Here is a 26,438-nt window from a genome sequence, read left to right as displayed (position 1 = left end):
TTAAGTATCCTAAAGGGTTGTTGGAGACTACGACGTAGATAGGTCAGGTGTGTAAGTGCTGCGAGGCATTGAGCTAACTGATACTAATTGCCCGTGAGGCTTAACCATACAACACCCAAGGGGTTTTAACGGATTCGTTAACCAAGACACAATATTGAATGTGATTAAGAATTAGTTTTAAATTAGAACAGTTTTCCAGATTATTATTAATCATTACCATGATTAATAAACAAATTTTGCTTGGCGACCATAGCGTTATGGACCCACCTGATCCCATGCCGAACTCAGAAGTGAAACGTAATAGCGCCGATGGTAGTGTGGGGTTTCCCCATGTGAGAGTAGGACATCGCCAGGCTTTAATTCTTCTTATTTTTAATTAAATAAGAGTTAGACAAAGTTAAGTCTTTAAAAAAACTACAGGGGTGTAGCTCCAATTGGCAGAGCAGCGGATTCCAAATCCGCGTGTTGGGAGTTCGAATCTCTCCACCCCTGCCATATTTAGAAAAGGCTTATATCGAAAGATATGAGCCTTTTTGCTATCTGAGATTTAAGAAAAGAGCCGCGGATTCCCCCACCATAAGAACGCGCGTGTAGGGAGTTCGAATCTCTCCACCCCTGCCATATTTAGAAAAGGCTTATATCGAAAGGTATAAGCCTTTTTGCTATCTGCGATTTAAGAAAAGAGCCACGGATTCCCCCACCATAAGAACGCGCGTGTAGGAAGTTCGGATCTCTCCACCCCTGCCATATTTAGAAAAGGCTTATATCGAAAGGTATAAGCCTTTTTGCTATCTGCGATTTAAGAAAAGAGCCACGGATTCCTCCCACCATAAGAACGCGCGTGTTGGGAGTTCGGATCTCTCCATCCCTGCCATATTTAGGAAAGGCTTATATCGAAAGGTACAAGCCTTTTTGTTTTCTATCACCTAAGAAAAGGGGAGTGAGTTTGCTTGAATAGGAAAGCAGATGTACATCGAAAGTTATTAGCTTTTTCTTTTAAAATGCCTCCAATTTGTTAGAATATCGCGCATATTTAAAGGAGAGTAATACAATGTCAATGTATGTAGTGGGCCATAAGGTTCCAGATTCAGATTCAATTTGTGGTGCGATTGCACTAGCTTACTTAAAAAATCAGATTGGTGAAGCAGCGATTCCTACTCGTTTAGGTGAAGTATCTCCTGAGACTGCATTTATCCTAGAAAAATTTGGCCTTGAAACGCCAGAATTAAAAACAAGTTACGCTGGTGAAGAAGTGTACATTGTTGACCATTCAGAGCTAACTCAAGCACCTGACGATATTGCTGAAGCAACTATCGTAGGTATTGTTGATCACCATAAACTAGGTGATTTAACAACTTCAACTCCTCTTGAGTGCTGGATTCGTCCTGTTGGCTGTAGTAACACAGTTATTAAGATGATGTATGATTTTTACAATGTAGAAATTCCACAAAACATTGCTGGTATCATGTTATGCGCAATTTTAAGTGACACTGTAATTTTCAAATCACCAACATGTACAACGGCTGATATCAAGTGTGTTGAAGCACTAGCTGAAATTGCTGGCGTTGAAGATTTTAAAGCACTAGGCATGGAAATGTTTAAAGTTAAATCAGCAGTGGAAGGCACACCTGTACGTGACCTTGTTATGCGTGACTTTAAAGACTTTAACATGAATGGCGAGCTTGTTGGTATTGGTCAATTAGAAGTGATTGATCTTTCTGTATTTGATGAAATCAAAGAAGAATTAGAAGCTGATATCGCAGCAATGAAAGCTGAAGGTAACCGCCACACTATGATTCTTCTATTAACAGATATCATGAAAGAAGGCTCAGAAATGTTAGTTATCAGTGATAATGAAGAACTAACAGAAAAAGCATATGGTAAAGCGTCTGTAAATGGCCGTGTATGGCTTGATGGCGTTCTAAGCCGTAAGAAACAAGTTGTTCCTCAACTACAAGAAGTATTTGCTTAATCTTTAAATATTAAGTAATAGATAAAAGCCCATGCAGTGATGTATGGGCTTTTTTATTGTCTTTAAACCGCTTCTTCTAATTCTAGTTTTCGTTTATCTAGAAAGATCCCATCTTTCTTTATCACACCGCATTCAGAACAGATAATTGTCTTTTGGTTATCAGAAATAAGTAGTTCATCTGATAGACATACTGGGCATTCTTGTACTTCATTCATAAATGTTCCCCTTAGCAAGTGTTGTTGTTGAGCATTAATAGATCTTATTTAGTTTGTATAGTTAGTTTCTCTTAATGGAAGATGAGATTAAATACCAAAAATGAGATTGTTCGATTATTGAGATGCGAATCAATGAAATCATTATAAATTAAAGATGGCTAAGTATTGATTTTATGAAAAGGAATTTTTGTGAACTGACAGCAAAGATTTACTGTCAGTATATGGAGATATTAAAAAAGGGTATTAATTAAATGCCTATCGAGATAGTTTGATTCGTAGAGTTCGCTTTTGCCAACTTCTTACTACTGAGTAGCGCCAAAGCCCACGAATACCAAAATAACCAATAAGAGCAGACGAAATACCACAAATAGCACATCCTAATAAGAATGGAGGACCAATTGTCGACATTTGTGAACCAATAAATTCCCACGAAAGCTCAAAATGAAAATGCTGAGCAGGAGTAGATAAAACCCACGCACCAATTTTATATGCACCATAAAAAAGCACTGGCATAGTTACAGGATTACTAACCCAAACTAGGGCAATAGAGAGGGGAAGGTTAACACTACATAAAATAGCTAAACCAGCAGCCATGATCATTTGACTAGGAAGAGGAACGAAAGCCATAAATAACCCGACAGCAAACGCGCCTGCTGCTGAGCGACGATTTAAGCACCATAAGTTTGGATTGTATAAAACATTACCAAATATTTTTAAGGCTTTTTGGCGCTTAATGGTTTCGTGGTTTGGTAAAAAACGTTTAATGAGTTTTCTTGGCATTAGTTTATGCTTCTGTTAAATGACATACGTATAAAGATCGTTGTCGTAATTCTTATTCTTTTTTCATCGACTTTTTGGCCGACAAACCTGCCGTCGTCTGTATTTTTTTTGTGTATTATTAGCTATTTAGCAGCTTTAAAATATTCCCAATTAAAAGTGATACAAGGTATCTTTTTGGGATTAATCATCACATCCTTACACATAACTTACTATCAAAACTTAAATAAAAGTCTTTATAGTCAAGGACATGATATTACCATCAAAGGTGAAATTCAAAGTCTAATTGCATTTAAAGAAACGACATCTTCAATTTTAGTACAAGTTACTGAGTTTAATAGTAATAAGTTTTTACCTAATTTTTCCCCTCTAGTAAGACTGTCGATTCGAGATTTTAAAAAGCAATTGACTGATGATACATCTATTCTTTTTAAGCAAGGTGAGGTATGGCAGTTTGATGTTTCGTTGAGACCACCGATAGGACGCCATAATGAAGTTGGATATAAACTGGAAGGGTATGCATTATCAAAAGGCATACATGCCTATGGGAAAATAAAGGCAGCAACACGCTTAATGCCTTCAACATCTTATCGAAGTAATTTGTTTATAGAGTCTTATAACAAGACAATTAGTTATGATTATCAATCATTGTTATTGGCACTAACATTTGGATATAAAGGAGATATTGCTGCGAGTGAGTGGCAAATCTTACGTAACTCAGGGTTAGCTCATCTTATTGCGATATCCGGTTTACATATTGGTTTTGTTTACGGAATCGGATGGTTTGTAGGAAGAGGTTTTAGATCATTAAATCCTAAGTATTATCATGTTTGGCTGCCTGTTATATTTGGAGGTATTTTTGCGACAGCTTATGCGTGGTTAGCTGATTTTTCATTACCTACCATTCGAGCATTAATTGCTTGTTTTTTAGTTTCAATATTATTGATATTACGTATTAAATGGCCAAAGCATCTCTTTTTCCTATGGTGTTTACTACTTTGCTTAGTTATAAACCCATTTTCATCATTATCGATGAGTTTTTGGCTTTCTTTTTGTGCGGTCAGTGTTGTTCTATTTTCTTTGTATATCTATCAAAAAATAGGAACAGATAATTTAAATGGAAGAGCAAAAAAAGTAACCCAAGTTGTTTTTATTCAATTTGGTTTATTTACGTTGTTGATTCCAATTCAAGGGTATTTTTTCTCTGGAATAAGTTATCTATCTCCATTCATCAACTTGATAGCCGTTCCGTGGGTGAGTTTATTTACGGTTCCTCTTAGTCTTGTGGGTGTTGCATCTGATATGCTGAGTTTACCTATTAGCTCGTGGTTCTGGAACGGGGCTAATGGTTCATTAAAACCGATTTGGTGGTTAGCTAAACAAGCAGAAGATTCTTGGCTTTTGCTTCCTACCGTATTTAATCAAGTCATTATTTTTATTCTTATAGTGTTAATGCTTAAACTTTTTATGCCACTTAAAGCATTAGTTAATCCATTATTTATACTGCTCATCTGTGCGGCTTTTATAAGGCCAGATAAGAAATGGCAAGTTGATTTTTTAGATGTTGGTCATGGCTTGGCTGTGCTCATTGAAGCTAGCGATAAAACGATAATTTACGATACTGGGATGAAGTGGAGTAACGGGAGTATTGCTGAGAGTGTTATAGAGCCAATTTTGCACCGTCGAGGGATACAATCGATCACTGGTTTAATTTTAAGTCACCTAGATAATGATCATGCTGGTGGTAAGGATTATTTAATAGAGCGATTTACGCCTGATTGGGTTCGTACTAGTGAGATAAGCGACATAACAATGCCTTGCATTCAAGGTGAAAAATGGCGAGAAGGGATTATAGAATTTGAGGTTTTATGGCCACCAAAATTGGTGAAGAGAGCTTATAATCCACATTCTTGTGTGATTAAACTTGAGATTGATAAATGGACATTCTTATTTACTGGGGACATTGATGCTATTTCAGAAATGTTGATATTAAATCAAAATGATTTTAGCTCTGTGGATGTTCTCTTAGTTCCACACCATGGTTCCACAACATCATCAACAGATCGCTGGGTTAATGAAATGAAGAATAAAACAGCAATTGTATCAACAGGGCGGTTTAGTCCATGGAATTTACCTAACAAACAAATAAAACAAAAATACAACGAAAATAATATAACTTGGTTAGATACTGCTCAATCTGGTCAAGTAAGCCTTTATTCAATTAATGATAAATTACATATTAATAGGTATTCAGAAGTGAATCAGAACGTTTGGTACAGAAAGCTATTTGGCGATAACTTAAATTCAGAGTAGAATACAGGTAATTGTATATGAAGAATAAGTACTTATGACTATTGAAAAAGACGAATCTACATGGGCAACATTTAAACGTTTATGGCCGCATATTTCTCTGTATAAAGCGGGATTAGGCGTTGCTGTTGTCGCTCTTGTGATTAATGCCTTAAGTGATACCTACATGATCTCTTTACTAAAACCACTTTTAGATGAAGGTTTTGGTAGTGCAGATTCTGACTTCTTGAAGAAAATGCCATTTATTATTTTAGCTATGATGTTTATTCGTGGTCTAAGTGGTTTTGTTTCTGGTTATTGTATGAGTTGGGTTGCGAGTAACGTTGTTATGCGTATTCGTCGCCAGATTTTTAACCATTTTATGCATATGCCTGTCAGTTATTTTGATCAAGAATCAACAGGACGTTTGTTGTCTCGAATTACCTATGATTCAGAACAAGTAGCAGCGGCAACGAGTAAAGCGTTAGTTAATATTGTACGTGAATCTGCGAGCATTATTGGTTTATTAGGTCTGATGTTTTGGAACAGTTGGCAGCTTTCATTGGTATTAGTGGTTATTGCTCCGGTTGTTGCGTTCGCCATTAGCAATGTTTCTAAACGCTTTAGAAAGATCAGTAAAAACATGCAAACGGCGATGGGCTCTTTAACAGCAACGTCTGAGCAAATGCTAAAGGGACACAAAGTAGTACTTAGCTACGGTGGTCAAAAAGTTGAATCTGAACGTTTTGATAACATCAGTAACCACATGCGTCAGCAAAATATGAAAATGGTGGTTGCTCAAGGTTTAGCTAACCCGATTATTCAAATGATTGCTTCGTTTGCTTTAGTTACCGTGCTTTATTTAGCAAGTGTTGATTCAATTAAAGAGACATTGACTCCAGGTACTTTCACTGTTGTTTTCTCTGCAATGTTTGGTTTATTGCGTCCATTAAAAGGATTAACTAGTGTTACTTCTGATTTCCAACGTGGTATGGCAGCATGTCAGACTTTGTTTGAATTGATGGATATGGATAAAGAAAAAGACGACGGTACGATTGAAAGAGATACGGTAAAAGGTGACATCAAAGTTGATAATGTGACTTTTACTTACCCAACAGCAGACGGCCCAGCATTACGTAATGTTAGCTTTGATTTACCTGCGGGTAAGACAATTGCTTTAGTTGGTCGCTCTGGTTCAGGTAAAAGTACTATCGCGAACTTATTTACTCGTTTCTATGATGTTGATTCTGGTGAGATAAGTCTTGATGGCGATAAGATTGAAGATTACCGCTTACCAAACTTACGTAAGCACTTTGCTTTAGTATCTCAAAATGTTCATTTATTTAATGATACGGTTGCAAATAATATTGCTTATGCATCTGAAGGTAAGTTTACCCGTTTAGAAATAGAGAAAGCAGCAGAGCTTGCTTACGCTTCTGACTTTATTAATAAGATGGATGACGGTTTTGACACCATGATTGGTGAAAATGGCGCAAGTTTATCTGGTGGCCAACGTCAGCGTATTGCGATTGCTCGAGCATTATTACAAAACGCACCAGTATTAATTCTTGATGAGGCGACATCTGCACTTGATACCGAATCTGAAAAAGCGATTCAATCAGCATTAGATGAGCTTCAAAAAGACAAAACAGTATTGGTTATTGCTCACCGTTTATCAACCATTGAAGATGCTGATCAGATCTTAGTTGTTGATGAGGGTGAAGTGGTTGAACGTGGTAATCATGCTGAACTTATTGCCCATGATGGAGCTTATGCTCAATTACATCGTATTCAGTTTGGTGATTAATGATTGAAAAAATTTGGTTTGATAACCATTTTTTAGGAAAACTCTTGTGGCCATTATTGTGGCTACTTAGTTGCCTATTCAAATGGATAGCCACAAAACGAAAATCAGATTACCAAAATGGTAAAAAACAAAGTTACCGTTCTTCGGTTCCTGTTGTCGTTGTTGGTAATATTACCGCTGGTGGTAATGGTAAAACGCCGGTTGTTGTATGGCTTGTTGAGCAGCTGCAATCGAAAGGATACAAAGTGGGTGTTGCCTCTCGTGGTTACGGTGGTAAAGCCCCGCATTATCCTTATTTATTAACAGAAACGACAACGCCAGATATTTCAGGTGATGAACCCGTTTTAATTAAACAACGTACTAAAGCAGAAGTTGCTGTTGCTCCAGTTCGCAGTGAAGCAGTTAAAGTGCTTGAACAGCAAGGCGTTGATTTTATTATTACTGATGATGGCCTACAGCACTATGCACTTCAACGAGACATAGAGTTTATTGTTATTGATGGAAAGCGTCGTTTTGGTAATCAGCATTATATTCCTCTAGGCCCACTAAGAGAGGGAGTAGAGCGTTTATCTAGTGTTGATTTCTTAATTTGTAATGGTGGCGAGCCTCAAGAAAATGAGGTATCAATGCGACTTCAACCAAGTGAAGCGATTAATTTAGTTACCGGTGAAAAACGCAGTGTTGCATCCTTATCAAATTTAGTTGCTTTTGCTGGAATAGGGCATCCTCCACGATTTTTTGAGACTCTTAATCAGCTGAAAGCGAATGTGGTTCATACCCAAGGTTTTGAAGATCATAAAGCGTTTGAACCAACAGAAATTGAACAACTAATGCAGTATGGCGAGCAGTTAATCATGACAGAAAAAGATGCAGTTAAATGCCAGTCTTTTGCTCAATCGTCATGGTGGTACTTGCCTGTTGATGCGACCTTCCCAGAAGAAAAAGCACAACAAATATTAAATAAAATTATTGAGGTAAAAGAATAATATGGATTATCGTCTTCTTGAAATCGTAGCTTGCCCGGTATGTAAAGGAAAACTGAACTACGATAAAGATAAGCAAGAGCTTATTTGTAAAATTGATCGTCTTGCTTACCCAATTAAAGATGGCATTCCTGTAATGCTTGAGCCTGAAGCTCGTCGTATGACAATGGAAGAGGTTGAATCATGTCGTTCACAGTCATAATTCCTGCACGTTACCAATCAACTCGTTTACCAGGTAAACCGTTAGCTGATATTTGTGGTAAACCAATGATTCAATGGGTTTACGAACAAGCATCAAAGGCTGGGGCAGACCGTGTGATCATCGCAACGGATGACAGCCGTATTGAAGCGGTAGTGAAAGGTTTTGGTGGTGATGTATGCATGACGTCACCAAATCACGAATCAGGTACAGAACGTCTTGCTGAAGTGATCGAAAAATGTGGGATTTCAGCAGATGAGATCGTTGTAAATGTGCAAGGTGACGAGCCGTTAATTCCACCTAGTATCATTCAGCAAGTAGCCCAAAACTTGTCAGATTCAGTAGCACCAATGGCAACATTGGCTGTAACTATTGATGAAGAAGAGGATGTGTTTAATCCTAATGCGGTTAAAGTCGTTACGGATGCTGAAGGTTATGCGTTGTATTTTAGTCGCGCTTCTATCCCATGGGATCGCGATGCTTTCGCTCAAGGTGAGACGCTTACTGCTAACCCTTTACTTCGTCATATCGGTATTTATGCGTATCGTGCTGGCTTTATTAATACGTACATTAATTGGCAGCCAAGTGTTCTTGAAAAAATTGAATGCTTAGAGCAACTTCGTGTTCTTTGGTATGGTGAAAAAATTCACGTTGCAGTAGCAAAAGAAGCGCCTGCGGCAGGAGTTGATACACCAGAAGATTTAGAAAAAGTGCGCGCGATTCTATCTAAGTAATATCAATTTTATATAAAAAAAGCACATACCGTTTTAAACAGTATGTGCTTTTTTATTTGTATACGTTTTTATTTTTCGTCAGATAAAGGTAGGGAATCTTTTAATTCGTCTACTTTTTCCATGACATCTTCAATTTCAAGTTTAGGTGTCTCTTGAGCTTGTTGCTCTTTCTTCATCACTAAATCTTTTAACTGCATAAACCAACGACCCATTTGCTCATACCAGAAACGTTCACTTTGTTCTAAATATTTTGCTTTAGGTGCGTACTTATCCCAAGGTTGTTTAACCTCTGAATGGGCAAGATAGTTGGTGGGTGCAGGAACTGGATCCATTCCTAACTGATGGAACTCAGACATTGCTCTTGGCATATGACTCGCCGAAGTAACAAGAACCAGTGTACTTTTGCCCACCGAATTAAAAGTTTGAACGGCTTCTTCATGAGTGTCTCTAGCGCTTTCTAACAATAAGATATCCGATTTATGGACACCTAAGGACAGAGCAACACGAGCCATCATACGCGCGTGACTTACCGTTGTTCCACCGTTATAGCCTGAAAGAATCATTTTAGAACCAGGATACATACGATATATACGGATCCCTTCGGTTAATCTCATTACTGCTGCTCTTGAGAGCTCTGAAATAGGAGATATTTCGTCATCAACAACGTGACCATTACCAAGAACAAGTACGTATTCAACTGGCGTCTCGGGTGCAATAAACGATGGATAGATCCGTTCAGTTGATTTTAATAATGGTGTTGTGATTGGTTGAAAAGAGAGCAGAAAAATACCCAAAAGAGATAAAGTTAATAAAAAAGAGGCAAATCCTTTCCTTTTTGAAAACCATAAAATCAATAATCCAATGAACCCAATTAGGAGAAAACCTGGTAGGGGCATTAACATGGATGATAAAAACTTCTTTAACTCAAACATATTTTTTAACTATTACCGCTGATATAGAATGAAAAATCACCACTTGAGAACAAAAAACAGCGTCATGCTGTTACTTCCTTGAGCTCTTATGCGACAATGCATGTTTCCAATAGATAATATCATAACTTAACCACTGTGAATAAAGACCGTAATTTCGACGACATCGCCCACAAATTTGCGAAGAACATCTATGGTTCCGACAAGGGCGGGATCCGTCAAACAATTGTATGGCAAGATATGGAAACTATCTTAGCTGAAAATAATGCAAAATCTGAGCCACTTACAGTGTTAGATGCCGGTGGTGGGATTGGACAAGTTTCTCAGCAAATTGCAAAACGTGGTCATTCAGTAACGTTATGTGATATTTCTTCAGAAATGCTGAAATTAGCGAAAGAAGCAGTCGAAGACAACGGTTTATTACCGCAATATCAATTTATTCATACTGCTGTACAACAAATTGAACAGTATAATGTCGGGGAGGTTGATATTCTTCTATTCCATGCGGTTATGGAATGGTTAGATAATCCAAAAGAAGCATTAGACATTCTTTTAAGACAAGTGAAACCGGGTGGGTATGCGTCCATCATGTTTTATAACCATCACGGCCTTGTGCTCAAAAATGTGATTTGTGGCAATATTCCTCATGTTTTAGATGGTATGCCCCATCGAAAAAGGTTTAAGTTACAACCTCAAAAAGGTCTAATGCCTAATGACGTGTATCAGTGGATTGAAGATGCAGGTTATGAAATTAAAGGAAAATCAGGCATTCGTTCATTTCATGATTACATTGGTAATATGGAATACATGGGCGATTATCAAATAGAAGACGTATTAAAGCTCGAAGAGCAATTATGCCGTCAAGAACCTTATCTCTCTCTTGGCCGTTATATTCACGTATGGGCGAAGAGAAAATAATAATGATGTACACAAAGGATACACAATGAGTGAGTTTTCTAATGCTGTTACAGACCAAACTGTTGATGAACTGGTTGGTTGGGTAAAACAGCACGATTTCTCATTGAATTTGCCAACTGAGCGTTTGGCATTTTTGTTGGCCATTGCTGTTCTCAGTAATGAAAGATTTGATGATGAGCTAGGTGAAGGCGAACTTCACGATGCGTTTGGAATCATCAGTGGGTTATTTGGACAATCCAGTGACACCATTGCTTTTCGTGCGAACAATGCAATCAATGAATTAGTAAAACAACGTTTAATTAGCCGCTTTAGTGGTGAAAGTACTGATGGAATGAATATCTATCGTCTTACACCATTAGCTATCGGGATCACTGATTATTATGTGCGTCACCGTCAATTCTCTAAATTGAAGCTTTCTATTCAATTGGCGATGGTTGCAGAAGAGATTCAAAAAGCATCAGAAGCGGCTGAAAAGGGCGGTGAAGCAAAACACTGGCGTAAAAACGTGTATGGTGTTCTGAAATACTCTGTTGGTGAGATCTTCGATCGTATCGATTTAAACCAACGTGTGATGGATGAACAACAACAATCAGTAAAAGAAGAAATTGCGGAGCTGTTAAACCAAAATTGGCGTGAAGCGATTTCTAGCTGTGAAAAATTACTTGATGAAACATCTGGTAATTTACGTGAGTTGCAAGATTCATTGCAGGCTGCGGGTGATCAGCTGCAAACAGAGTTGTTGAATATTCAAGAAATTGTTTACGGTAATGAAGAGCTCGAGTTTATTGACGCTCTGTTGTATTCATTACAAATGAAGCTAGACCGTATTGTAAGTTGGGGTCAGCAAGCCATTGATCTTTGGATCGGTTATGACCGACATGTTCATAAGTTTATCCGTACCGCAATTGATATGGATAAGAACCGAGCATTTAGTCAACGCTTACGTGATTCTGTTAAAGGTTACTTTGATGCACCTTGGTTATTGACTTACGCCGATGCTGCTCGTCTTCGTGACATGCGTGATGAAGCATTGATACTGCGTGATGATGAAGTAACCGGTATTGTTCCAGATGAAATGGAATACGAAGAATTGAGTGTGATCACTGATATTCTTGCAGAGCGTGTAGCAGAGATGCTTCAACATCACAAAGATACGGGTGAAGCGATTGAATTAGGTACGATCCTTAAGAATTACCTATCAACATACCCACATTCTCAGCACTTTGATCTTGCCCGTTTAGTGGTGGATCAAGCGGTGCGCCTCGGTTATTCAGAAGCCGATTTCCAAGCCGTTCAACCTGATTGGCAGTCTATTAACGAATTCGGTGCGAAGGTACAAGCAAATGTCATTGACAAATATTGAAGAATTTATGCCTGAGAAGTTAGCAAAAGCCATTGCTAATCCATTATTCCCAGAGCTAGACAGTTTATTACGTTCTGGTCGTCATGTTGCCAGCGAAGATTTAGATAATCACGCATTGTTATGTGAGTTTGAACATGAGTTAGGTCTGTTTTACCAACGTTATAACGCTGAATTGGTAAAAGCACCTGAAGGCTTTTTCTACTTACGTCCACGTTCAACGTCTTTCATTGCACGTAGCGTTTTAGCTGAAATTGATATGCTTGTTGGTAAAGTATTGTGTTTCTTATACCTAAGTCCTGAGCGTTTGGCTCACGAAGGTATCTTTACTAATCAAGAATTATTCGATGAGTTATTGGTATTAGCTGATGAACAAAAGCTAATGAAGCTAGTAACAAACCGTGCTTCTGGCTCTGATTTAGATAAAGAAAAGCTGTTTGATAAAGTAAGAACGTCGCTTCGTCGTTTAAAGCGTCTAGGAATGATTATCCCTGTTGGTGAACAAGGTAAATTCCGTATCAGCGAAGCGGTTTTCCGTTTCGGTGCAGATGTACGCACAAGCGATGATATGAAAGAAGCACAATTACGTTTAATCCGTGATGGTGAAGCGGTGGTTGTTCATCAAGAAGAAGCGAGTCAATCTAGCTTAGATCTTGATGCAGATAGCAATGAAAAACCGGCTGAAGAGCAACATGAATTAGAATTGGAAGGTGATCTATGAGTATGATTGAACGTGGTAAATATCAATCACTCACCATGGTTAACTGGAACGGCTTTTTTGCCCGTACTTTTGACATTGATAATCTAGTAACCACACTTTCTGGTGGTAACGGTGCAGGTAAGTCGACCACAATGGCGGCGTTTATTACCACGCTTATTCCTGACCAGTCACTACTGCATTTCCGTAACACAACAGAAGCGGGCAGCTCTCAAGCTTCTCGTGACAAAGGTCTACACGGTAAATTAAAACCGGGTGCATGTTATGCTGCGCTAGATATTGTTAACTCTCGTAAGCAACGTGTACTTTTTGCGGTTAAATTGCAGCAAGTAGCTGGTCGTGATAAGAAAGTTGATATCAAACCATTCATCGTTGTTGGTTTACCAAGTCATGTAAAACCAACCGATTTAATGATTGAATCGGTTTCTGAAAATCAAGCTCGTGTTCGTCAAATCAATGACGTAAAAGAGATGGTTTCACAGTACGAAGGTGTTCAATTTAAAGCGTTTAATTCTGTAACGGATTATCACGCTCAAATGTTTGATTACGGTGTATTACCGAAGAAACTTCGTAACACAAGCGATCGTTCTAAGTTCTATCGTTTAATTGAAGCCTCTTTATACGGTGGTATCTCAAGTGCGATCACGCGTTCACTACGTGATTACTTATTGCCACAAAATGGTGGTGTTAAGAAAGCCTTCCAAGATATGGAAGCAGCACTACGTGAAAACCGTATGACATTAGAAGCGATTAAGACGACTCAGTCTGATCGTGATCTATTCAAACATTTAATCACAGAATCAACGAATTACGTTGCTTCAGATTACATGCGTCATGCGAATGACCGTCGTAAAAAAGTTGAGCAAACATTAACGCATCGTGTTGAGTTAATGAATGCACAACGTAGCTTAGTGGATCTATCATCTGTATTAAATAATATGCAGAGTGAATTAGAACTTCTTACTGAATCAGAATCAGGCCTTGAGCAAGATTATCAAGCGGCATCAGATCATCTTCAATTAGTACAAACTGCGGTTCGTCAACAAGAAAAGATTGAACGTTACTCTGAAGATCTAGAAGAGCTAACAGAGCGTCTAGAAGAGCAAGTGATGGTGGTGGAAGAAGCCGCAGAACAACTTGCTATGGCTGAAGAGCAAGCGTTATTAACAGAAGAAGAAGTTGATAGTCTTAAAACACAGCTTGCTGATTACCAACAAGCGTTGGATATGCAGCAAACTCGTGCGCTTCAATACCAACAAGCGGTTAAAGCACTTGAAAAAGCGCAGCAATTAACAGCAAATGAGTCGTTAACTCAAGATAATGCAATTGATCTTCAAAGCGAACTAAAAGCAAAAGAAGAACTTCAAACTACCGCATTACTTGCGATTAAACATAAATTGGATCTTTCTTCTGCGGCAGTTCAACAGTTTGAACGCGGCTTAGCATTAGTAACTTCAATTGCAGGTCATGTTGAGCGTAATGAAGCATCAGATAAGGCAAAAGCTTTAATTGAACAAGCTCGCCAGTTCAACAATATTGCAGAGCGTGCAGAGCAACTTAAAGCACAATACAAAGATCTTGAGCGTGCAGTTCGACTACAACGTCAAGCTCAAGAACTGGCTGAAGAATACGCAAAACGTTTTAATATCACGATTGATTCTGAAATGGTTCTTGAAGAAGAGCAAGCACGTCATGAAGAGATGCTTGAAACGGTTCAAGAACAGCAAGAAAATATCGTTGATAAACGTTCAGAGCTAAAACGCCAAGAACAACAACATCGTTCAGAAGCACACCGTTTAGAGTCTATTGCACCTAAATGGATTGCTGCGAATGACGCACTGCACAAACTGAATGATCAATGTGGTGTTGAACTGGAAGATAGCCAAATGGTTATCAACCAAATGCAAGAAACGCTAGAGAATGAGCGTGTATTGTCGACAAACAAAGATCGTCTAGCTGCTCGTAAAGAAGAGTTAGAATCTGAAATTGAGCGTCTAGCAGCCCCTGGTGGTAGTGGTGATGCACGTCTTAAAGGTCTTGCTGATACACTAGGTGGTGTACTGCTTTCTGAGATTTACGATGACATTACATTAAGTGATGCGCCGTATTTCAGCTCATTATACGGTCCAGCTCGTCACGCTATCGTTGTTTCTGATTTATCAGGCATTAAAGATAAACTGGTTGATCTTGAAGATTGTCCAGATGATCTTTATATCATCGAAGGTGATATTGACGCATTTGATGACAGTGTATTTGATGCTGAAGAGATGGAAAATGCAGTTTGCGTTCACTTAAATGATCGTCAAATGCGTTACTCTCGCTTCCCTGAATTGCCATTGTTTGGTCGTGCAGCACGTGAACAGCGCTTAGAAACACTACGTGAAGAGCGTGAAATTGCCGTTGAAGAACACGCAAAAGCAGCGTTTGATTCACAAAAATTACAGCGTCTGTACCAAAGCTTCAATGGCTTTGTATCAACACACCTTGCTGTGGCGTTTGATGCAGATCCAGAAGTAGAATTGAAACAAGCTCGTGAACAACTAGCACAAGTTAGCCGTCAGTTAACAGAATTAGTGGCGACAGAACAGCAGCATAAATCACAAATTTCAGCATCTAAAGAAGCATTATCTCAACTTGCTAAGATCGCACCTCACATCAATGTGCTTGAAGATGAAACCATCATAGAGCGTTTTGAAGAGATCAGTGCTCAAGTTGAACAAGTATCAGAAGCAGAAAGTTTCTTACGTCAAAATGGTAAAGCGATTGCAGAACTAGAAACGCTGCAACGAGCGTTAGAAGTAGACCCTGAACAATTTGATGCCTTAAAAGCAGAGCATGAGCAAATTGATGCGCAGCTACAAAGCCTGAAAGCACAGTTGTTTGCTATTTCTGATTTGGTTGAGCGTCGCCATCATTTTGGCTACGAAGATGCAGTGGCACTACTTGATAAGAGTAGTGAACTAAACGAGCAGCTTAAAGCTAAATTAGTACAAGCAGAACAAGCACGTACTAAGGCGAAAGAGCAGCAGAAACAAGCTCAATCTCAAGCAAACCAATACAATCAAGTAATGGCGTCGCTTAAGAGTTCGCATCAAGCAAAACAAGAAACGGTTCAAGAGTTTAAACGTGAACTTCAAGAACTGGGTGTTCATGCAGATCATAGTGCACTAGAGCGTGCCGAAGTTCGTAAGAGTGAGCTAAATGAGCGTCTACACAGCTCTCGTGGTCGTAAGAGTGAGCTAGAAAAAGGCATCACGTCAAATGAACTTGAGATTAAAGGCCTAGTTAAGCAATCACGTAAAGTTGAAAAACTGTACAAAGACTTACGTACTTTTGTTGTTAATGCCAAAGCGGGCTGGTGTTCAGTTCTACGCTTAGCTCGTGAGAACGATGTAGAACGTCGTCTACATAAACGTGAACTTGCGTACTTAAGTGCTGAAGAATTACGTTCAATGTCGGATAAATCGTTAGGTGCGCTTCGTCTTGCAGTTGCCGATAACGAAGACCTACGTGATTCGTTGCGTGCTTCTGAAGACACAAGTAAACCAGAGCGTAAGGTTCTATTCTACATTGCTGTATACCAACACCTTCGTGAGCGTATTCGCCAAGATATCATCCATACTGATGATCCAGTTGAAGCAATTGAAGAGATGGAAACTGAGCTTGGTCGTTTGACTGAAGAGCTGACATCTCGTGAAAACCGTTTAGCACTAAGCTCTGAAAGTGTTGCGAACATTATTCGTAAGACCATTCAGCGTGAGCAAAACCGTATTCGTATGTTGAACCAAGGTTTATCACAAATTGGTTTTGGTCAAGTAACGGGCGTTCGTCTAAACGTAGGTATTCGTGAAACTCACGCAACGCTACTAGCCGGTCTGTCTGAGCATCAAGCGCAACATCAAGATTTATTTGGTAATGCACGTTTAACTTTCTCTGAAGCGATTGCGAAATTGTTCCAACGCATTAACCCGCATATCGATGTTGGTCAACGTTCACCACAAACATTAGGTGAAGAGTTACTGGATTACCGTAACTACCTTGAACTAAACATTGAAGTAAACCGTGGTGCAGATGGTTGGTTACAAGCAGAATCGGGCGCTCTATCAACAGGTGAAGCGATTGGTACAGGTCAAGCGATCCTACTAATGGTTATTCAAAGTTGGGAAGAAGAGTCTCGTCGTCTTCGTAGTAAAGATATCATGCCTTGTCGTCTATTATTCTTGGATGAAGCGGCACGTCTGGATGGTAAATCTATCGCTACGTTATTTGAACTGTGTGACCGTTTGGACATGCAACTTCTTATCGCGGCACCAGAAAACATCAGTCCAGAGAAGGGGACAACCTACAAATTGGTTCGTAAGATCTTTAAGGATCGCGAGCACGTTCATGTGGTCGGCCTTAAAGGTTTTGGACAAGAGTCGGCAGCAAGTCGTACTCAACAAACGCTAGAAGAAGCAGAGATAGCGGAATAAGCGTTAAATAACGTTGATAAGTGAATGGCAGTCAGAAATGGCTGCCATTTTTTTTGGAAAGATAATTGCATAGCTTCTACAGTTAAATTTAAATAATAAAAGGATGAAAAATTGACAGAAAACACAAACATAGATAATGCTAATGGTGAATTTGAAAACCCATTAGTGTGGTCATTATTTGAGGTGTTGCAAGAGTCAAAACAAGTATGGAAAGTGCATACGTTATCAACTCATCTGATGGAGAAGGGATTACTTAATCATTTAGATGAAAATCCTGAGAAAGACTTATTTAAACGCAATTTTTTGATCATGAATGCACTTTATCAATTGCAAAGCGAGCTGTATCCAGAGCAATGGTTACAAGTAGAATCCATGAATATTTTGTTGTTTCCAGTGTCAAAAACAACAGAAGCGGAATGCGTTATAGATAAAACACATCCTTTGCGTGAATACTATTTAGATTGGTCAAATTACCAAGCGAATGAAGATGAAGTAAAACGATTATTAAATGAGTTTTGGACTAGTTATCGACGTTATCTTGGTGGAAATAGTATTAAAACAATGGATCGTATCCAAGCGTTAAAGTTATTTGGTTTATCAGAAAGCGCAACGGCAAAAGAGATCCGTAGACAGTGGCGAAAATTGGGAATGAAGCACCACCCAGACAGAGAAACGGGTGATGCTAATACTTTCAGAATAATGTGTGAGGCGTGGAATATATTAAAGTAACGGGTTATAGCTCAGAAGCTAATTTCTCTTGAAACAACAATCGTGCTCTTAGTCCTGGATAATTATCACTTAAGCTGATCTGCCCATCATGTAGCTTCATTACCGTATTAACTAAGGCAAGCCCTAAACCAAAACCGTGTTGAGTGCGACTCGGGTCTAATCTAACTAGTTGACCTAATGCGCGCTCCCTATCTTCTGGTTTAATACCTCTACCGTTATCAGCAACAACCACACCAAAACAATCGACAATCACTTCGATAACGCCACCTTCATGAGTGTACTTAATGGCATTATCAATAATATTGAATACGGCACGGAAAATAAGGCTAGGGTTAGCGTAAAGTAAACAGGGCATCTCTTCTGTGAAATGAAGTGTTTGTTTTTTATCTGCTACTGTAGGTTCGGCAAATTCAATGGCATCACGTACAATTTTACTTAAATCGCACATCTCTTTATTGATAGGAGTGCCTCCATTCTCAAGATGATATAGCTCCATCATGCCATTAAAGGTTTCAAGTAATAAAGAAAAGTCAGACTGTATATTATCTAGTTGTTCGGTGTGTTGTTGAGAAAGAGATTCGTCATAGAGCAAATCTTCTATTCTTAATTTAATTCGCCCCATAGGCGTTCTGAGGTCATGAGCAATATCGACAGTTAGTGATTTTAATTTAGACTCACTTTGCTCCATCTGTTCAAGCATAGAATTCAAATGAAGGGCTAACAAATCGAATTCGTTCATGTCTGGGCCGACTTTTAATCGTACATTACGTTCACCAAGCATGACTCGATTCATCGTCGCATTAACAAGATTAAGACGCTTTAGAATGTAGAGAGCAATGAGAATTGCGATCAAACACAATGCAATGAAAGGAAAAAATGTCCCCCAAATCACCGATGAATCCAATTGTTTTTTAAAGCTCTGATAGCGATTTTGATCAATCCCTACCATCAGTTCAGAACCATCTGGAAGGGTTATTTTAGTGGCTCGCATATCAGGTAACCCAGTGTTATTTGAAGATTGTTTTATTTGTGCAATAACTGGGTAGGCTGTGGTTGCAGTATTGGTTGGTGTCGGTGATGCATGATGAACAAGTTGATAAATATATCGGTTATCACCTTGGGTACTATTGATGTTTTGTTGAATACCATCAACGCCTTCCGTATCTACAATCGCTTGTAGTTGCGCGGTTTCAGCTCTAAGCCATTCATCCAAATTGTGGTTATATAATTGAACAGAAGTTGAATAGAGTTGGTAAATAATCAACCCCATCACTAAGAATAATCCGATAGCAAACCATATTAATAATTTTAAAATGGAGGAACGATAAAGCTCATCACGTTGTTCTAAGAACATAACCAGCTCCACGTACCGTTTCTATTAGGTTTACTGCTCCTGAATTATCCAATTTTTTGCGTAATTTAGCAATATGAACATCAATAACATTGGTTTTTGGATCAAAATGATAATCCCATGCGGCCTCAAATAATCGCATTCGAGAAACCACTTCATCCGCATTTTCAGCAAGATAACGTAATAAAATAAACTCTTTATTTTGTAATGGAACAATAGTGTCGTTGATGGTCACTTTTTGTGAACGTAAATTAATGTTTAGATTCTTAATTTTTAACTCGTTTGATGCACTTTCGACGGGTCTATTTCGACGTAATATAATATTAATACGAGCTAATAATTCAGCTAAAGCGAAAGGTTTAGTTAAGTAATCGTCACTGCCGGCGGTAAGGCCTTCAACTCTCTGATCTACGCTATCTAAAGCACTTAGAATAAGTACAGGTGTATTGTTACCAGTGGCACGAATTGCCGATAAGATTTTTAATCCATCAAGATTCGGGAGCATACGGTCAAGAATAATCAGCTGGTATTCGCAGCTAATTGCCATCATTAAGCCTTCTTTTCCATCTTCGGTGCTATCAGTAATAAACCCTTCTTGCTCTAGTGCTTTTGTTACAAAATCTCGGGTTGTTTGGTCGTCTTCAATAACCAATATTTTCATACATAACTCTCTCATTAAGAAATTTTATTATAACAAGAAAAAGTCATTGAATCATGAATATGGGGGGATCTATGGAATAACTCTCAATTCTTTTTGATGAATAAAAATATCAATCTTTATTTTTGCGTAAATTTAAGCAAAATTGAAGATTTAACTCTGGTGCAATAATAATCGATTGTTTATAAATTCTACGGCTATTGAGTAAGTTGAAAATAAAAATCTTATAATAGTGGTGGAGAAGTAATATGAGTAATTATTTTGACGATTTTCCTGAAGAGAATCCGAGAAATGGGGTTGGAAAGCAATTTAATTTTGAATTAGCTCAATATTTTCGTGAGCAACAAGAATCTAGTGATGAAGTGGTAACAGAAATAGTCACGCTAGAAGAAGCGAGTCAGGCATTAATCGAACAAGAAGAACGAGAGCAAAGAGAATTGAAGCTTGAGTTTTTATCGAGAATAGAAGTATGCCCACACTGTAATGAGACAGAATTAAATATCTACCATTTTACGAGTGAACTATTTAGATACGAATGTCAAAACTGTGGAATTTACGGTAATGGAGTAAATGAAGCTGAAGCCTATCAAGCCATGTTACTTGCTATTGAAGAGGGCTTTGACTGGCGGAAACATCAGATTGCATTGTAAAGATAAAGAGCCTTAACGGGGGAACATTAAGGCTCTGAGTTTACAACATAATATCTGGTACGAATATTATGAAGTTAAGCGTTCAAAATTGATTTCATTTCTGCAGCAACTTTGTCTACTTTTCCTAAGCCAATAATGACTTGTAAACCACCTTTACCCATTGGTACAACACCAGCTGCGCCAAGAGCTTTTAATTTTGCACTATCAGCAAGAGCTGAATCTTTAACTGTTAAGCGTAAGCGAGTAATACAGTTATCTACTTCAACGATGTTATCTGCACCACCAATCGCTTCGATATACGCTTTTGTTACTTCAGTGATGTTTTCTTCTTGCTCATCTTTGTTCATGTCTTCGCCACGACCCGGAGTTAGGAAGTTAAACTTCTTAATCGCAAATCTAAAGATAGTGTAGTAAAGAACAAAGAATACAAGACCTTGTGGGATCAACATGTACCATTTCACAGCTAGTGGGTTTTGACTTGAAAGAACAAAGTCAACAAGACCAGCAGAGAAACCAAAGCCTGCCATCCATTCCATGCTTGCTGCAATGAATAGAGAGATACCTGTTAAAATAGCATGAATTAAGTATAACCATGGAGCAAGGAACATGAAGCTGAATTCTAGTGGTTCAGTGATACCAGTAAAGAATGAAGCCATTGCAGCTGCAAGCATAATAGAGAATACAGCGGCTTTGTTACGTTTCTCTGCACAGTGATAAATAGCAAGTGCAGCGCCTGGAAGACCAAACATCATGATAGGGAAGAAGCCTGCTTGGTACATACCTGTTTGACCAGGAATACCAGTGCCATTAGCAATAGACTGTGCGCCACCTAAGAAGTTTGGAATATCGTTAATACCAACAACATCAAACCAGAATACAGGGTAAAGTGCATGGTGCATACCAACCGTTAGCATTAAACGGTTAAAGAAACCAAATAGACCAGCGCCAACAGCTCCCATAGATTGAAGTTGTGTACCAAAAGCAATTAATGCATCAAAAATAGCAGGCCATACGTACAAAAGAATGAATGAAAGAGCCATACCTGCAATTGAAGTAAGGATCGGAACCAGACGTTTACCACTGAAGAAAGCTAATGCTTTAGGTAATTCAACCGTTGAGTATTTATTGTAAATTTCAGCGGAAATAATACCAACGATAATACCAACGAATTGGTTATTGATTTTACCAAATGCAGCAGGGACTTGATCTAATGGAATGTTTTCAAGTTGAGCTACTACAGCAGGAGATAGAAGGGTTGTTACTACGGTGAAACAAATGAAACCAGCTAATGCTGCAGAACCGTTTTTATCTTTACTTAAACCAAATGCTACACCAATAGCAAAAAGCATTGGCATTACATCAATAATGGCACCACCTGATTTGATTAAGAAAGCAGCAAAAACACTGTTTGCACCCCAACCAGTTGGATCCATCCAGTAACCAACACCCATTAATATTGCAGCAGCAGGAAGCGTAGCGACGGGAACCATCAACGCTTTACCGACTTTTTGCATGTAACCTAATACACTCATATCGTATTCCTCAAAAATTAATCTGTTATTTTTTAAATTAAGAGAAGAATACAAAAGGGTGGATTAACAAAAGATTGTGCCAACATTAACTATAGTTAATGTTGGCACTTTAAGAACCAAATTGTGAGTGAGATCTAATTAATTCGAGATGGAAATTAACCTGGATGACCATCTACACGTTTTGACCATAGCATAGGTGCAAAATGCCAAATGAATAAACCAAATGCAATCGTCCAAAGCACAGCAGTAACATTGATCATATCCAGCATAAATTCAGGAAATAAAATGACCCCAAATGAACGGATAAATGCCGCTAGGATAATGGCACTATATGCGATCCACATTGATGGGCCTTTGTAGATCTCACGACCCGTGTGCCCCATAGTAACTCGAGCAATCATAGCAAGAATGACACCACCTAGTGCGCCGATAGCAAATAAGTGTATTCCTGTATGAGAAATAAAGTAATCAGTACTTAAACCGCGTAACAATAAACTTAATGGGATACATAAATAACCGGCATGAAGAGACCAAACTAACGGTTCACTTAGCGTTTTATATCCTTTCCAACGGAACATTCTGATTAACTGAGCAACGCCAGTAATAACCATCAAATATGGGCTTACTTGTTCTGAGGTTAGAGGGAAAAAGCTCAAAATAAACAGCATAGCTAATGGGATATTACATAACGCATCTAACCAAATAATTGGTTGTGCCTTTTCAAACTGAAAGCGACGAGCTGTAAAAAAAGGAATGACACGAGCACCCATCACGGAAAGTAATAGAGTAAACCACCAAAGCATAGATTCCCAAACTGCAGCAGAGGTAAAAGGAGGCATCCCTTTAATCGTTGCGTAGCTTGCGAAATTGGCAGCGATAGCAACTAAAAATAATGGAATAAAAAAGAAGTTTCTCACTCCCTTAGTTTTGATTACGCGAAAACCTACTTCATAAGCAATAGCGAGTATAAATAGTGCCTCTATGCTTGATGTTAGCCAGAGTGGAGTGGGTGTCCAAAATAAAATTCTTGGCAATAACCATAATAAAACAATGAATCCAAGACGTTTATCTGATGTACCTTTAACTCCTGTCCAGTTTTGAACCGCACTTAAAACAAAGCCAGCAACGATAGCCATTGAAAACCCAAACAGCATTTCGTGAACATGCCACCATAGTGCAGGAACTTGTAGGTAAGCCGGTTGACCCGTTTGGAAAGCCCAAACCCAAATTACAACGGCGATAATGGCATAAATGCTACCGAGCAAAAAGAAAGGACGAAAGCCTAAGCGTAAGATTGGTGGGATCTTCTCTTCAACGGCTTTATCAGTAATATTTATCATAATTTTTTCTCAATTTTTAGTGACAAAACAAGTATAACGCAAAGGTAAAATAATAACATGTATTTTTTATGCATGTTTAAGGTTGAGGTAGATGCGTCTATTGAGTGCTTTTATGATTGTTGTTTTATTGTTAATAAATTAGAACAATAACTCGACATTAATGAGTCATAAGTTAAGATGAATTCATAAAAACGGTAAATGGATTAATGTATGAGCCAAAAGATTTATTTTGATACAGAGAACAAGTTTAGCTTCAAGCGTAGTACTTTAAATGCAGTAACGCGTTTGCATCATTTATTGATCCCAAGTCACGCGAAGAAAATGGGTCGTAAATTACTATTAACCCCAGTAAGAACCAAACCAAAAAACTCAGAGCCTAAAGGGTTAATAAAGAGTAAGTTGAGTTCATCCGAAGGTGAGCTTAGTCTTTATCAATTTGGTTCTGGTTCTACTTGGGTATTGGCCCACGGTTGGTCGGGAAATTCGAGTCAATTCTATCCATTAATGGAACACATCGCTTCTCAAGGTTTTACCGCCGTTGCTTTTGATCATCCAGCACATGGTGAGAGTGAGGGAAAGCATGCTCACTTACCTGCATTCATTGAAGGTTTAAATACTGTTTTGGATTTTTGTGATGAGGTTGTTGGTGTGGTGGCTCATAGTATGGGAACGGCAGCAGTGCTAGAGTGTCACCATCATAAATTAGACAAAACGCCTTTGCTTTTGATTGCCCCCGTTTTGAACTATACAGAGAATTTGTTTAATAGCATTGAGCGTTCAGGTTACTCAATGAAATTGTTTACAGCCATTGTTGGAGATATTGAGGCTCAATATCAGAGAACCATCGATAGTTTTAACCCATATCAACGGTTACAACAAAGAAAAACTCAGACGATAATCGTACATGATAAAGAAGACCGCTTTACCAGCTTTGAGCTTTCAAAAGCGGCATCGGATCAAATTGAACAAGTCACTTTATATCCAACAACAGGTTTGGGTCATGGGCGTGTAATGGCAAGTGATGAGGCTAAAAAAGCCTTTGATGCGTTAAGGTGATAATAAAGAGATGTGAAGCCGATGCATAGAATTAAAGTTATGCATCGGCTTTTTTATTATCTGAATAAAACTCGTTTAAACGGTGTTTTATCCATGATTAAAACAAATAATGTAGATACGGTTGCTGTACCAAATACAATAACAAAATCTCGCATTGCCAATGTTATTCCCATCATTGCGGTAATATTTAAGAACACAACCACAAATAGCAAATGGCAGACGTAAATGCCAAGAACATGTTTACTTAACGTGAAAGTGATAGGGTGATGGCCAAGTCGTGGTTTAGATAACAAAAGAAAAAACACGCCAATTCCCATTAATGGAGTGCCAATTAAAAAGTCATGCAAGTTAAAAGGTACATCAAACTGAGTTAACCAATACGCCTCACTAAAATGAATAGCAAAACCAACCAATAATAAAATCAAAGCGTTAGTTGATGAAAGCGTAATCTCTCTTCTTCGTAATTCAAATCCGATGACCACCATTAAGGTACTAAAGAAAGGGCCATTTCGAGTAAAAAATGGAGTCCAAACTTCAGTGAGTGTTTGATAGCTACCGCCTGCGAGGCCGTATACATATAAGATCACAGCGACAGGAACAAGCCATGTCGTTTTTTTAAAGTGAATTAATAATCCAATAATTGAAACGGCGATAATGAGTGCAGGGATAAACCATAAATGCACCATGCCACCTTCAAATAAAGCGTTTAATGGGTTCTGTGTTAACCAATTCCAGTACCCCGTGCGCTCTGCTAGATACCCATTTTCAGCGACTTTTCTCCAATGAAAAGGCAAAGCTAAACTTAACACGCTCCATACTATCCATATTTTAAATAAAGGAGCACAGTAAGATTGGATCGTTTTTAAAGGAGTATGCGTTAATTTAGGTTGAATAAAATAACCAGATAAAATGAAAAAGAAAGGAACCGCAAAACGGGTTAGCTGGTTAAATATATTGCCGAAAACTGGGAAATCATCCATTAGCAGATAAGTCATGAAAGCTTGTGAGTGTAAAGCGATGATCGCGAACATAGCAAGAAGGCGTCCTAACTCTAAGCTAGCGATTTTATTTGTATTTTCCATTATGAATACCATTAAATTTTTCGACAATCTACCAATCTGTTTTTTAATAAAATATGAGATAGATTAATTTTGTAGAGGTTGAGCGGAAGATGTTTACGAAATTGAGATTGCTTTCACATATAACCTTTACTTTTAAAAATGAATTTATTTGATAAACGCATTGACCTTGCCCTAAGTGGAAGCTTTAGTATTAACTTAAATCTGTAATATTGAGTGTTTATTTGTGATTACTTCTTTTTCTAAATGGTTAGTGACGAGCGTTACGCTGATGGCATTAGTGCTATCAAGTGTTGCTTATAGCTACCCGATGAAAATGGAAGTGATGAAGATGAATATGGCACAACATCAAGAGATGATGGCGTCAGATTGTCATTCAACACAAAGTGACACTACAGAGTGTAATATGAACACGATGACAATGAATTCTGATCATCATTGTTCAGATAAAGGGGAAACTTGTTGTAAGACGGTTTGTATTGCTTCCGTTTTCGCTTTACCTTCAAATTTATATGCTTATATAAACTCAACATCATCAGCAGTTCACTATCCTCAATACAATGAGCAACCTCGTTCATTTATTTCTTCTTCTTTATTTCGACCTCCAATTCTTTAATTCCAGTAAAAACTTATTAAATCAATTAGCTAAATAGTTTTTTATCTCTATTTA

Annotated in this window: 22 protein-coding genes, 1 tRNA gene and 2 rRNA genes; 17 read left to right on the top strand and 8 right to left on the bottom strand. The window is 38.3% G+C overall.

Annotation, left to right across the window (positions count from 1 at the left end; translation table 11 throughout):
- The 4 genes from HC728_RS15800 to HC728_RS15785 all read left to right on the top strand — a co-directional run.
- A 23S ribosomal RNA gene (locus HC728_RS15800) occupies positions 1-108 on the top strand; the annotation flags it as partial.
- Between the two features lie 131 nt (positions 109-239).
- Positions 240-355 (top strand): 5S ribosomal RNA (rrf, locus tag HC728_RS15795).
- 63 nt (positions 356-418) lie between these two features.
- A tRNA-Trp gene (locus HC728_RS15790) sits at positions 419-495 on the top strand.
- Between the two features lie 556 nt (positions 496-1,051).
- Complete coding sequence (locus tag HC728_RS15785) at positions 1,052-1,972, top strand: manganese-dependent inorganic pyrophosphatase (protein ID WP_012534659.1); 921 nt, start codon at positions 1,052-1,054, stop codon at positions 1,970-1,972.
- Between the two features lie 62 nt (positions 1,973-2,034).
- Here the strand turns inward: HC728_RS15785 and HC728_RS15780 are convergent, their stop codons facing one another.
- Together HC728_RS15780 and HC728_RS15775 are read right to left on the bottom strand one after the other, a co-directional pair.
- Positions 2,035-2,187, bottom strand: a complete 153-nt coding sequence (locus HC728_RS15780) for a hypothetical protein (RefSeq protein ID WP_005422523.1) — start codon at positions 2,185-2,187, stop codon at positions 2,035-2,037.
- Positions 2,188-2,442: 255 nt separating this feature from the next.
- Positions 2,443-2,967: a DUF2062 domain-containing protein gene (locus HC728_RS15775; protein ID WP_005422525.1), complete on the bottom strand. Its 525-nt coding sequence runs from the start codon at positions 2,965-2,967 to the stop codon at positions 2,443-2,445.
- A gap of 6 nt (positions 2,968-2,973) precedes the next feature.
- Between HC728_RS15775 and HC728_RS15770 the strand changes: the two genes are divergently transcribed.
- Genes HC728_RS15770 through kdsB form a run of 5 tightly spaced genes read left to right on the top strand, consistent with a single transcriptional unit; the run spans position 2,974 to position 8,976 of the window.
- Positions 2,974-5,277 carry a DNA internalization-related competence protein ComEC/Rec2 gene (locus tag HC728_RS15770; protein WP_238933818.1) on the top strand — a complete coding sequence of 768 codons (2,304 nt, stop codon included), beginning with the start codon at positions 2,974-2,976 and terminating at the stop codon, positions 5,275-5,277.
- A gap of 34 nt (positions 5,278-5,311) precedes the next feature.
- Positions 5,312-7,060: a lipid A ABC transporter ATP-binding protein/permease MsbA gene (gene msbA / locus HC728_RS15765; RefSeq protein ID WP_005422535.1), complete on the top strand. Its 1,749-nt coding sequence runs from the start codon at positions 5,312-5,314 to the stop codon at positions 7,058-7,060.
- The gene (gene lpxK, locus HC728_RS15760; RefSeq protein WP_065604567.1) at positions 7,060-8,046 is read left to right on the top strand and encodes a tetraacyldisaccharide 4'-kinase; all 987 of its coding nucleotides are present in this window, start codon (positions 7,060-7,062) and stop codon (positions 8,044-8,046) included. The genes msbA and lpxK overlap by 1 nt, the downstream gene beginning before the upstream one ends.
- Before the next feature lies 1 nt (position 8,047).
- Positions 8,048-8,245 carry a Trm112 family protein gene (locus HC728_RS15755; protein WP_005422539.1) on the top strand — a complete coding sequence of 66 codons (198 nt, stop codon included), beginning with the start codon at positions 8,048-8,050 and terminating at the stop codon, positions 8,243-8,245.
- The gene (kdsB, locus tag HC728_RS15750) at positions 8,227-8,976 is read left to right on the top strand and encodes a 3-deoxy-manno-octulosonate cytidylyltransferase (protein WP_065604568.1); all 750 of its coding nucleotides are present in this window, start codon (positions 8,227-8,229) and stop codon (positions 8,974-8,976) included. The genes HC728_RS15755 and kdsB overlap by 19 nt, the downstream gene beginning before the upstream one ends.
- Positions 8,977-9,044: 68 nt before the next feature.
- Here the strand turns inward: kdsB and elyC are convergent, their stop codons facing one another.
- Positions 9,045-9,908, bottom strand: a complete 864-nt coding sequence (elyC, locus tag HC728_RS15745; RefSeq protein WP_017018700.1) for an envelope biogenesis factor ElyC — start codon at positions 9,906-9,908, stop codon at positions 9,045-9,047.
- Positions 9,909-10,043: 135 nt separating this feature from the next.
- Here elyC and cmoM point away from each other — a divergent pair, with 135 nt between their 5' ends.
- The 5 genes from cmoM to HC728_RS15720 all read left to right on the top strand — a co-directional run bounded on the left by cmoM (position 10,044) and on the right by HC728_RS15720 (position 18,102).
- Positions 10,044-10,823: a tRNA uridine 5-oxyacetic acid(34) methyltransferase CmoM gene (gene cmoM, locus HC728_RS15740; protein WP_026029261.1), complete on the top strand. Its 780-nt coding sequence runs from the start codon at positions 10,044-10,046 to the stop codon at positions 10,821-10,823.
- A gap of 25 nt (positions 10,824-10,848) precedes the next feature.
- A complete protein-coding gene (gene mukF, locus HC728_RS15735) occupies positions 10,849-12,186 on the top strand; it encodes a chromosome partition protein MukF (RefSeq protein ID WP_005422547.1) in 1,338 nt (445 codons plus the stop codon).
- Positions 12,167-12,904, top strand: a complete 738-nt coding sequence (gene mukE, locus HC728_RS15730; protein WP_005422550.1) for a chromosome partition protein MukE — start codon at positions 12,167-12,169, stop codon at positions 12,902-12,904. The genes mukF and mukE overlap by 20 nt, the downstream gene beginning before the upstream one ends.
- A complete protein-coding gene (gene mukB, locus HC728_RS15725; protein ID WP_065621650.1) occupies positions 12,901-17,373 on the top strand; it encodes a chromosome partition protein MukB in 4,473 nt (1,490 codons plus the stop codon). Before mukE ends, mukB begins: the two co-directional genes overlap by 4 nt.
- Before the next feature lie 111 nt (positions 17,374-17,484).
- Entirely contained in the window at positions 17,485-18,102 is a 618-nt protein-coding gene (locus tag HC728_RS15720; protein WP_017018697.1) for a DNA-J related domain-containing protein, read from the top strand.
- 4 nt (positions 18,103-18,106) lie between these two features.
- Here the strand turns inward: HC728_RS15720 and HC728_RS15715 are convergent, their stop codons facing one another.
- Entirely contained in the window at positions 18,107-19,456 is a 1,350-nt protein-coding gene (locus HC728_RS15715) for a HAMP domain-containing sensor histidine kinase (RefSeq protein ID WP_017018696.1), read from the bottom strand.
- Positions 19,437-20,114, bottom strand: a complete 678-nt coding sequence (locus tag HC728_RS15710; RefSeq protein ID WP_065597548.1) for a response regulator transcription factor — start codon at positions 20,112-20,114, stop codon at positions 19,437-19,439. Before HC728_RS15710 ends, HC728_RS15715 begins: the two co-directional genes overlap by 20 nt.
- A 245-nt stretch (positions 20,115-20,359) precedes the next feature.
- On the opposite strand from HC728_RS15710, the gene HC728_RS15705 reads away from it, so the two are divergent.
- Positions 20,360-20,761, top strand: a complete 402-nt coding sequence (locus tag HC728_RS15705) for a hypothetical protein (RefSeq protein ID WP_065597547.1) — start codon at positions 20,360-20,362, stop codon at positions 20,759-20,761.
- Positions 20,762-20,835: 74 nt separating this feature from the next.
- Here HC728_RS15705 and nagE read toward each other — a convergent pair whose 3' ends face one another.
- Positions 20,836-22,293 carry an N-acetylglucosamine-specific PTS transporter subunit IIBC gene (gene nagE, locus HC728_RS15700; RefSeq protein WP_190395735.1) on the bottom strand — a complete coding sequence of 486 codons (1,458 nt, stop codon included), beginning with the start codon at positions 22,291-22,293 and terminating at the stop codon, positions 20,836-20,838.
- 155 nt (positions 22,294-22,448) lie between these two features.
- On the bottom strand, positions 22,449-23,633 hold the full coding sequence (locus HC728_RS15695) for an NnrS family protein (RefSeq protein ID WP_065597546.1): 1,185 nt from the start codon (positions 23,631-23,633) through the stop codon (positions 22,449-22,451).
- Between the two features lie 210 nt (positions 23,634-23,843).
- On the opposite strand from HC728_RS15695, the gene HC728_RS15690 reads away from it, so the two are divergent.
- Positions 23,844-24,689, top strand: coding sequence for an alpha/beta hydrolase (locus HC728_RS15690; RefSeq protein ID WP_190395734.1), 846 nt, complete (start codon positions 23,844-23,846; stop codon positions 24,687-24,689).
- A gap of 56 nt (positions 24,690-24,745) precedes the next feature.
- On the opposite strand, the gene HC728_RS15685 is transcribed toward HC728_RS15690, so the two are convergent.
- Positions 24,746-25,771, bottom strand: coding sequence for an acyltransferase (locus tag HC728_RS15685; protein WP_190395733.1), 1,026 nt, complete (start codon positions 25,769-25,771; stop codon positions 24,746-24,748).
- Positions 25,772-25,994: 223 nt separating this feature from the next.
- Between HC728_RS15685 and HC728_RS15680 the strand changes: the two genes are divergently transcribed.
- The gene (locus HC728_RS15680) at positions 25,995-26,384 is read left to right on the top strand and encodes a hypothetical protein (protein WP_017018689.1); all 390 of its coding nucleotides are present in this window, start codon (positions 25,995-25,997) and stop codon (positions 26,382-26,384) included.
- Positions 26,385-26,438 lie beyond the last annotated feature (54 nt).

Origin of the sequence: Aliivibrio sp. S10_S31 (assembly GCF_014694495.1) — a bacterium.
Lineage (GTDB): Bacteria > Pseudomonadota > Gammaproteobacteria > Enterobacterales > Vibrionaceae > Aliivibrio > Aliivibrio fischeri.
The sequence above is the reverse complement of the archived record's forward strand: the minus strand, read 5'-3'. Positions and strand labels throughout refer to the sequence as shown.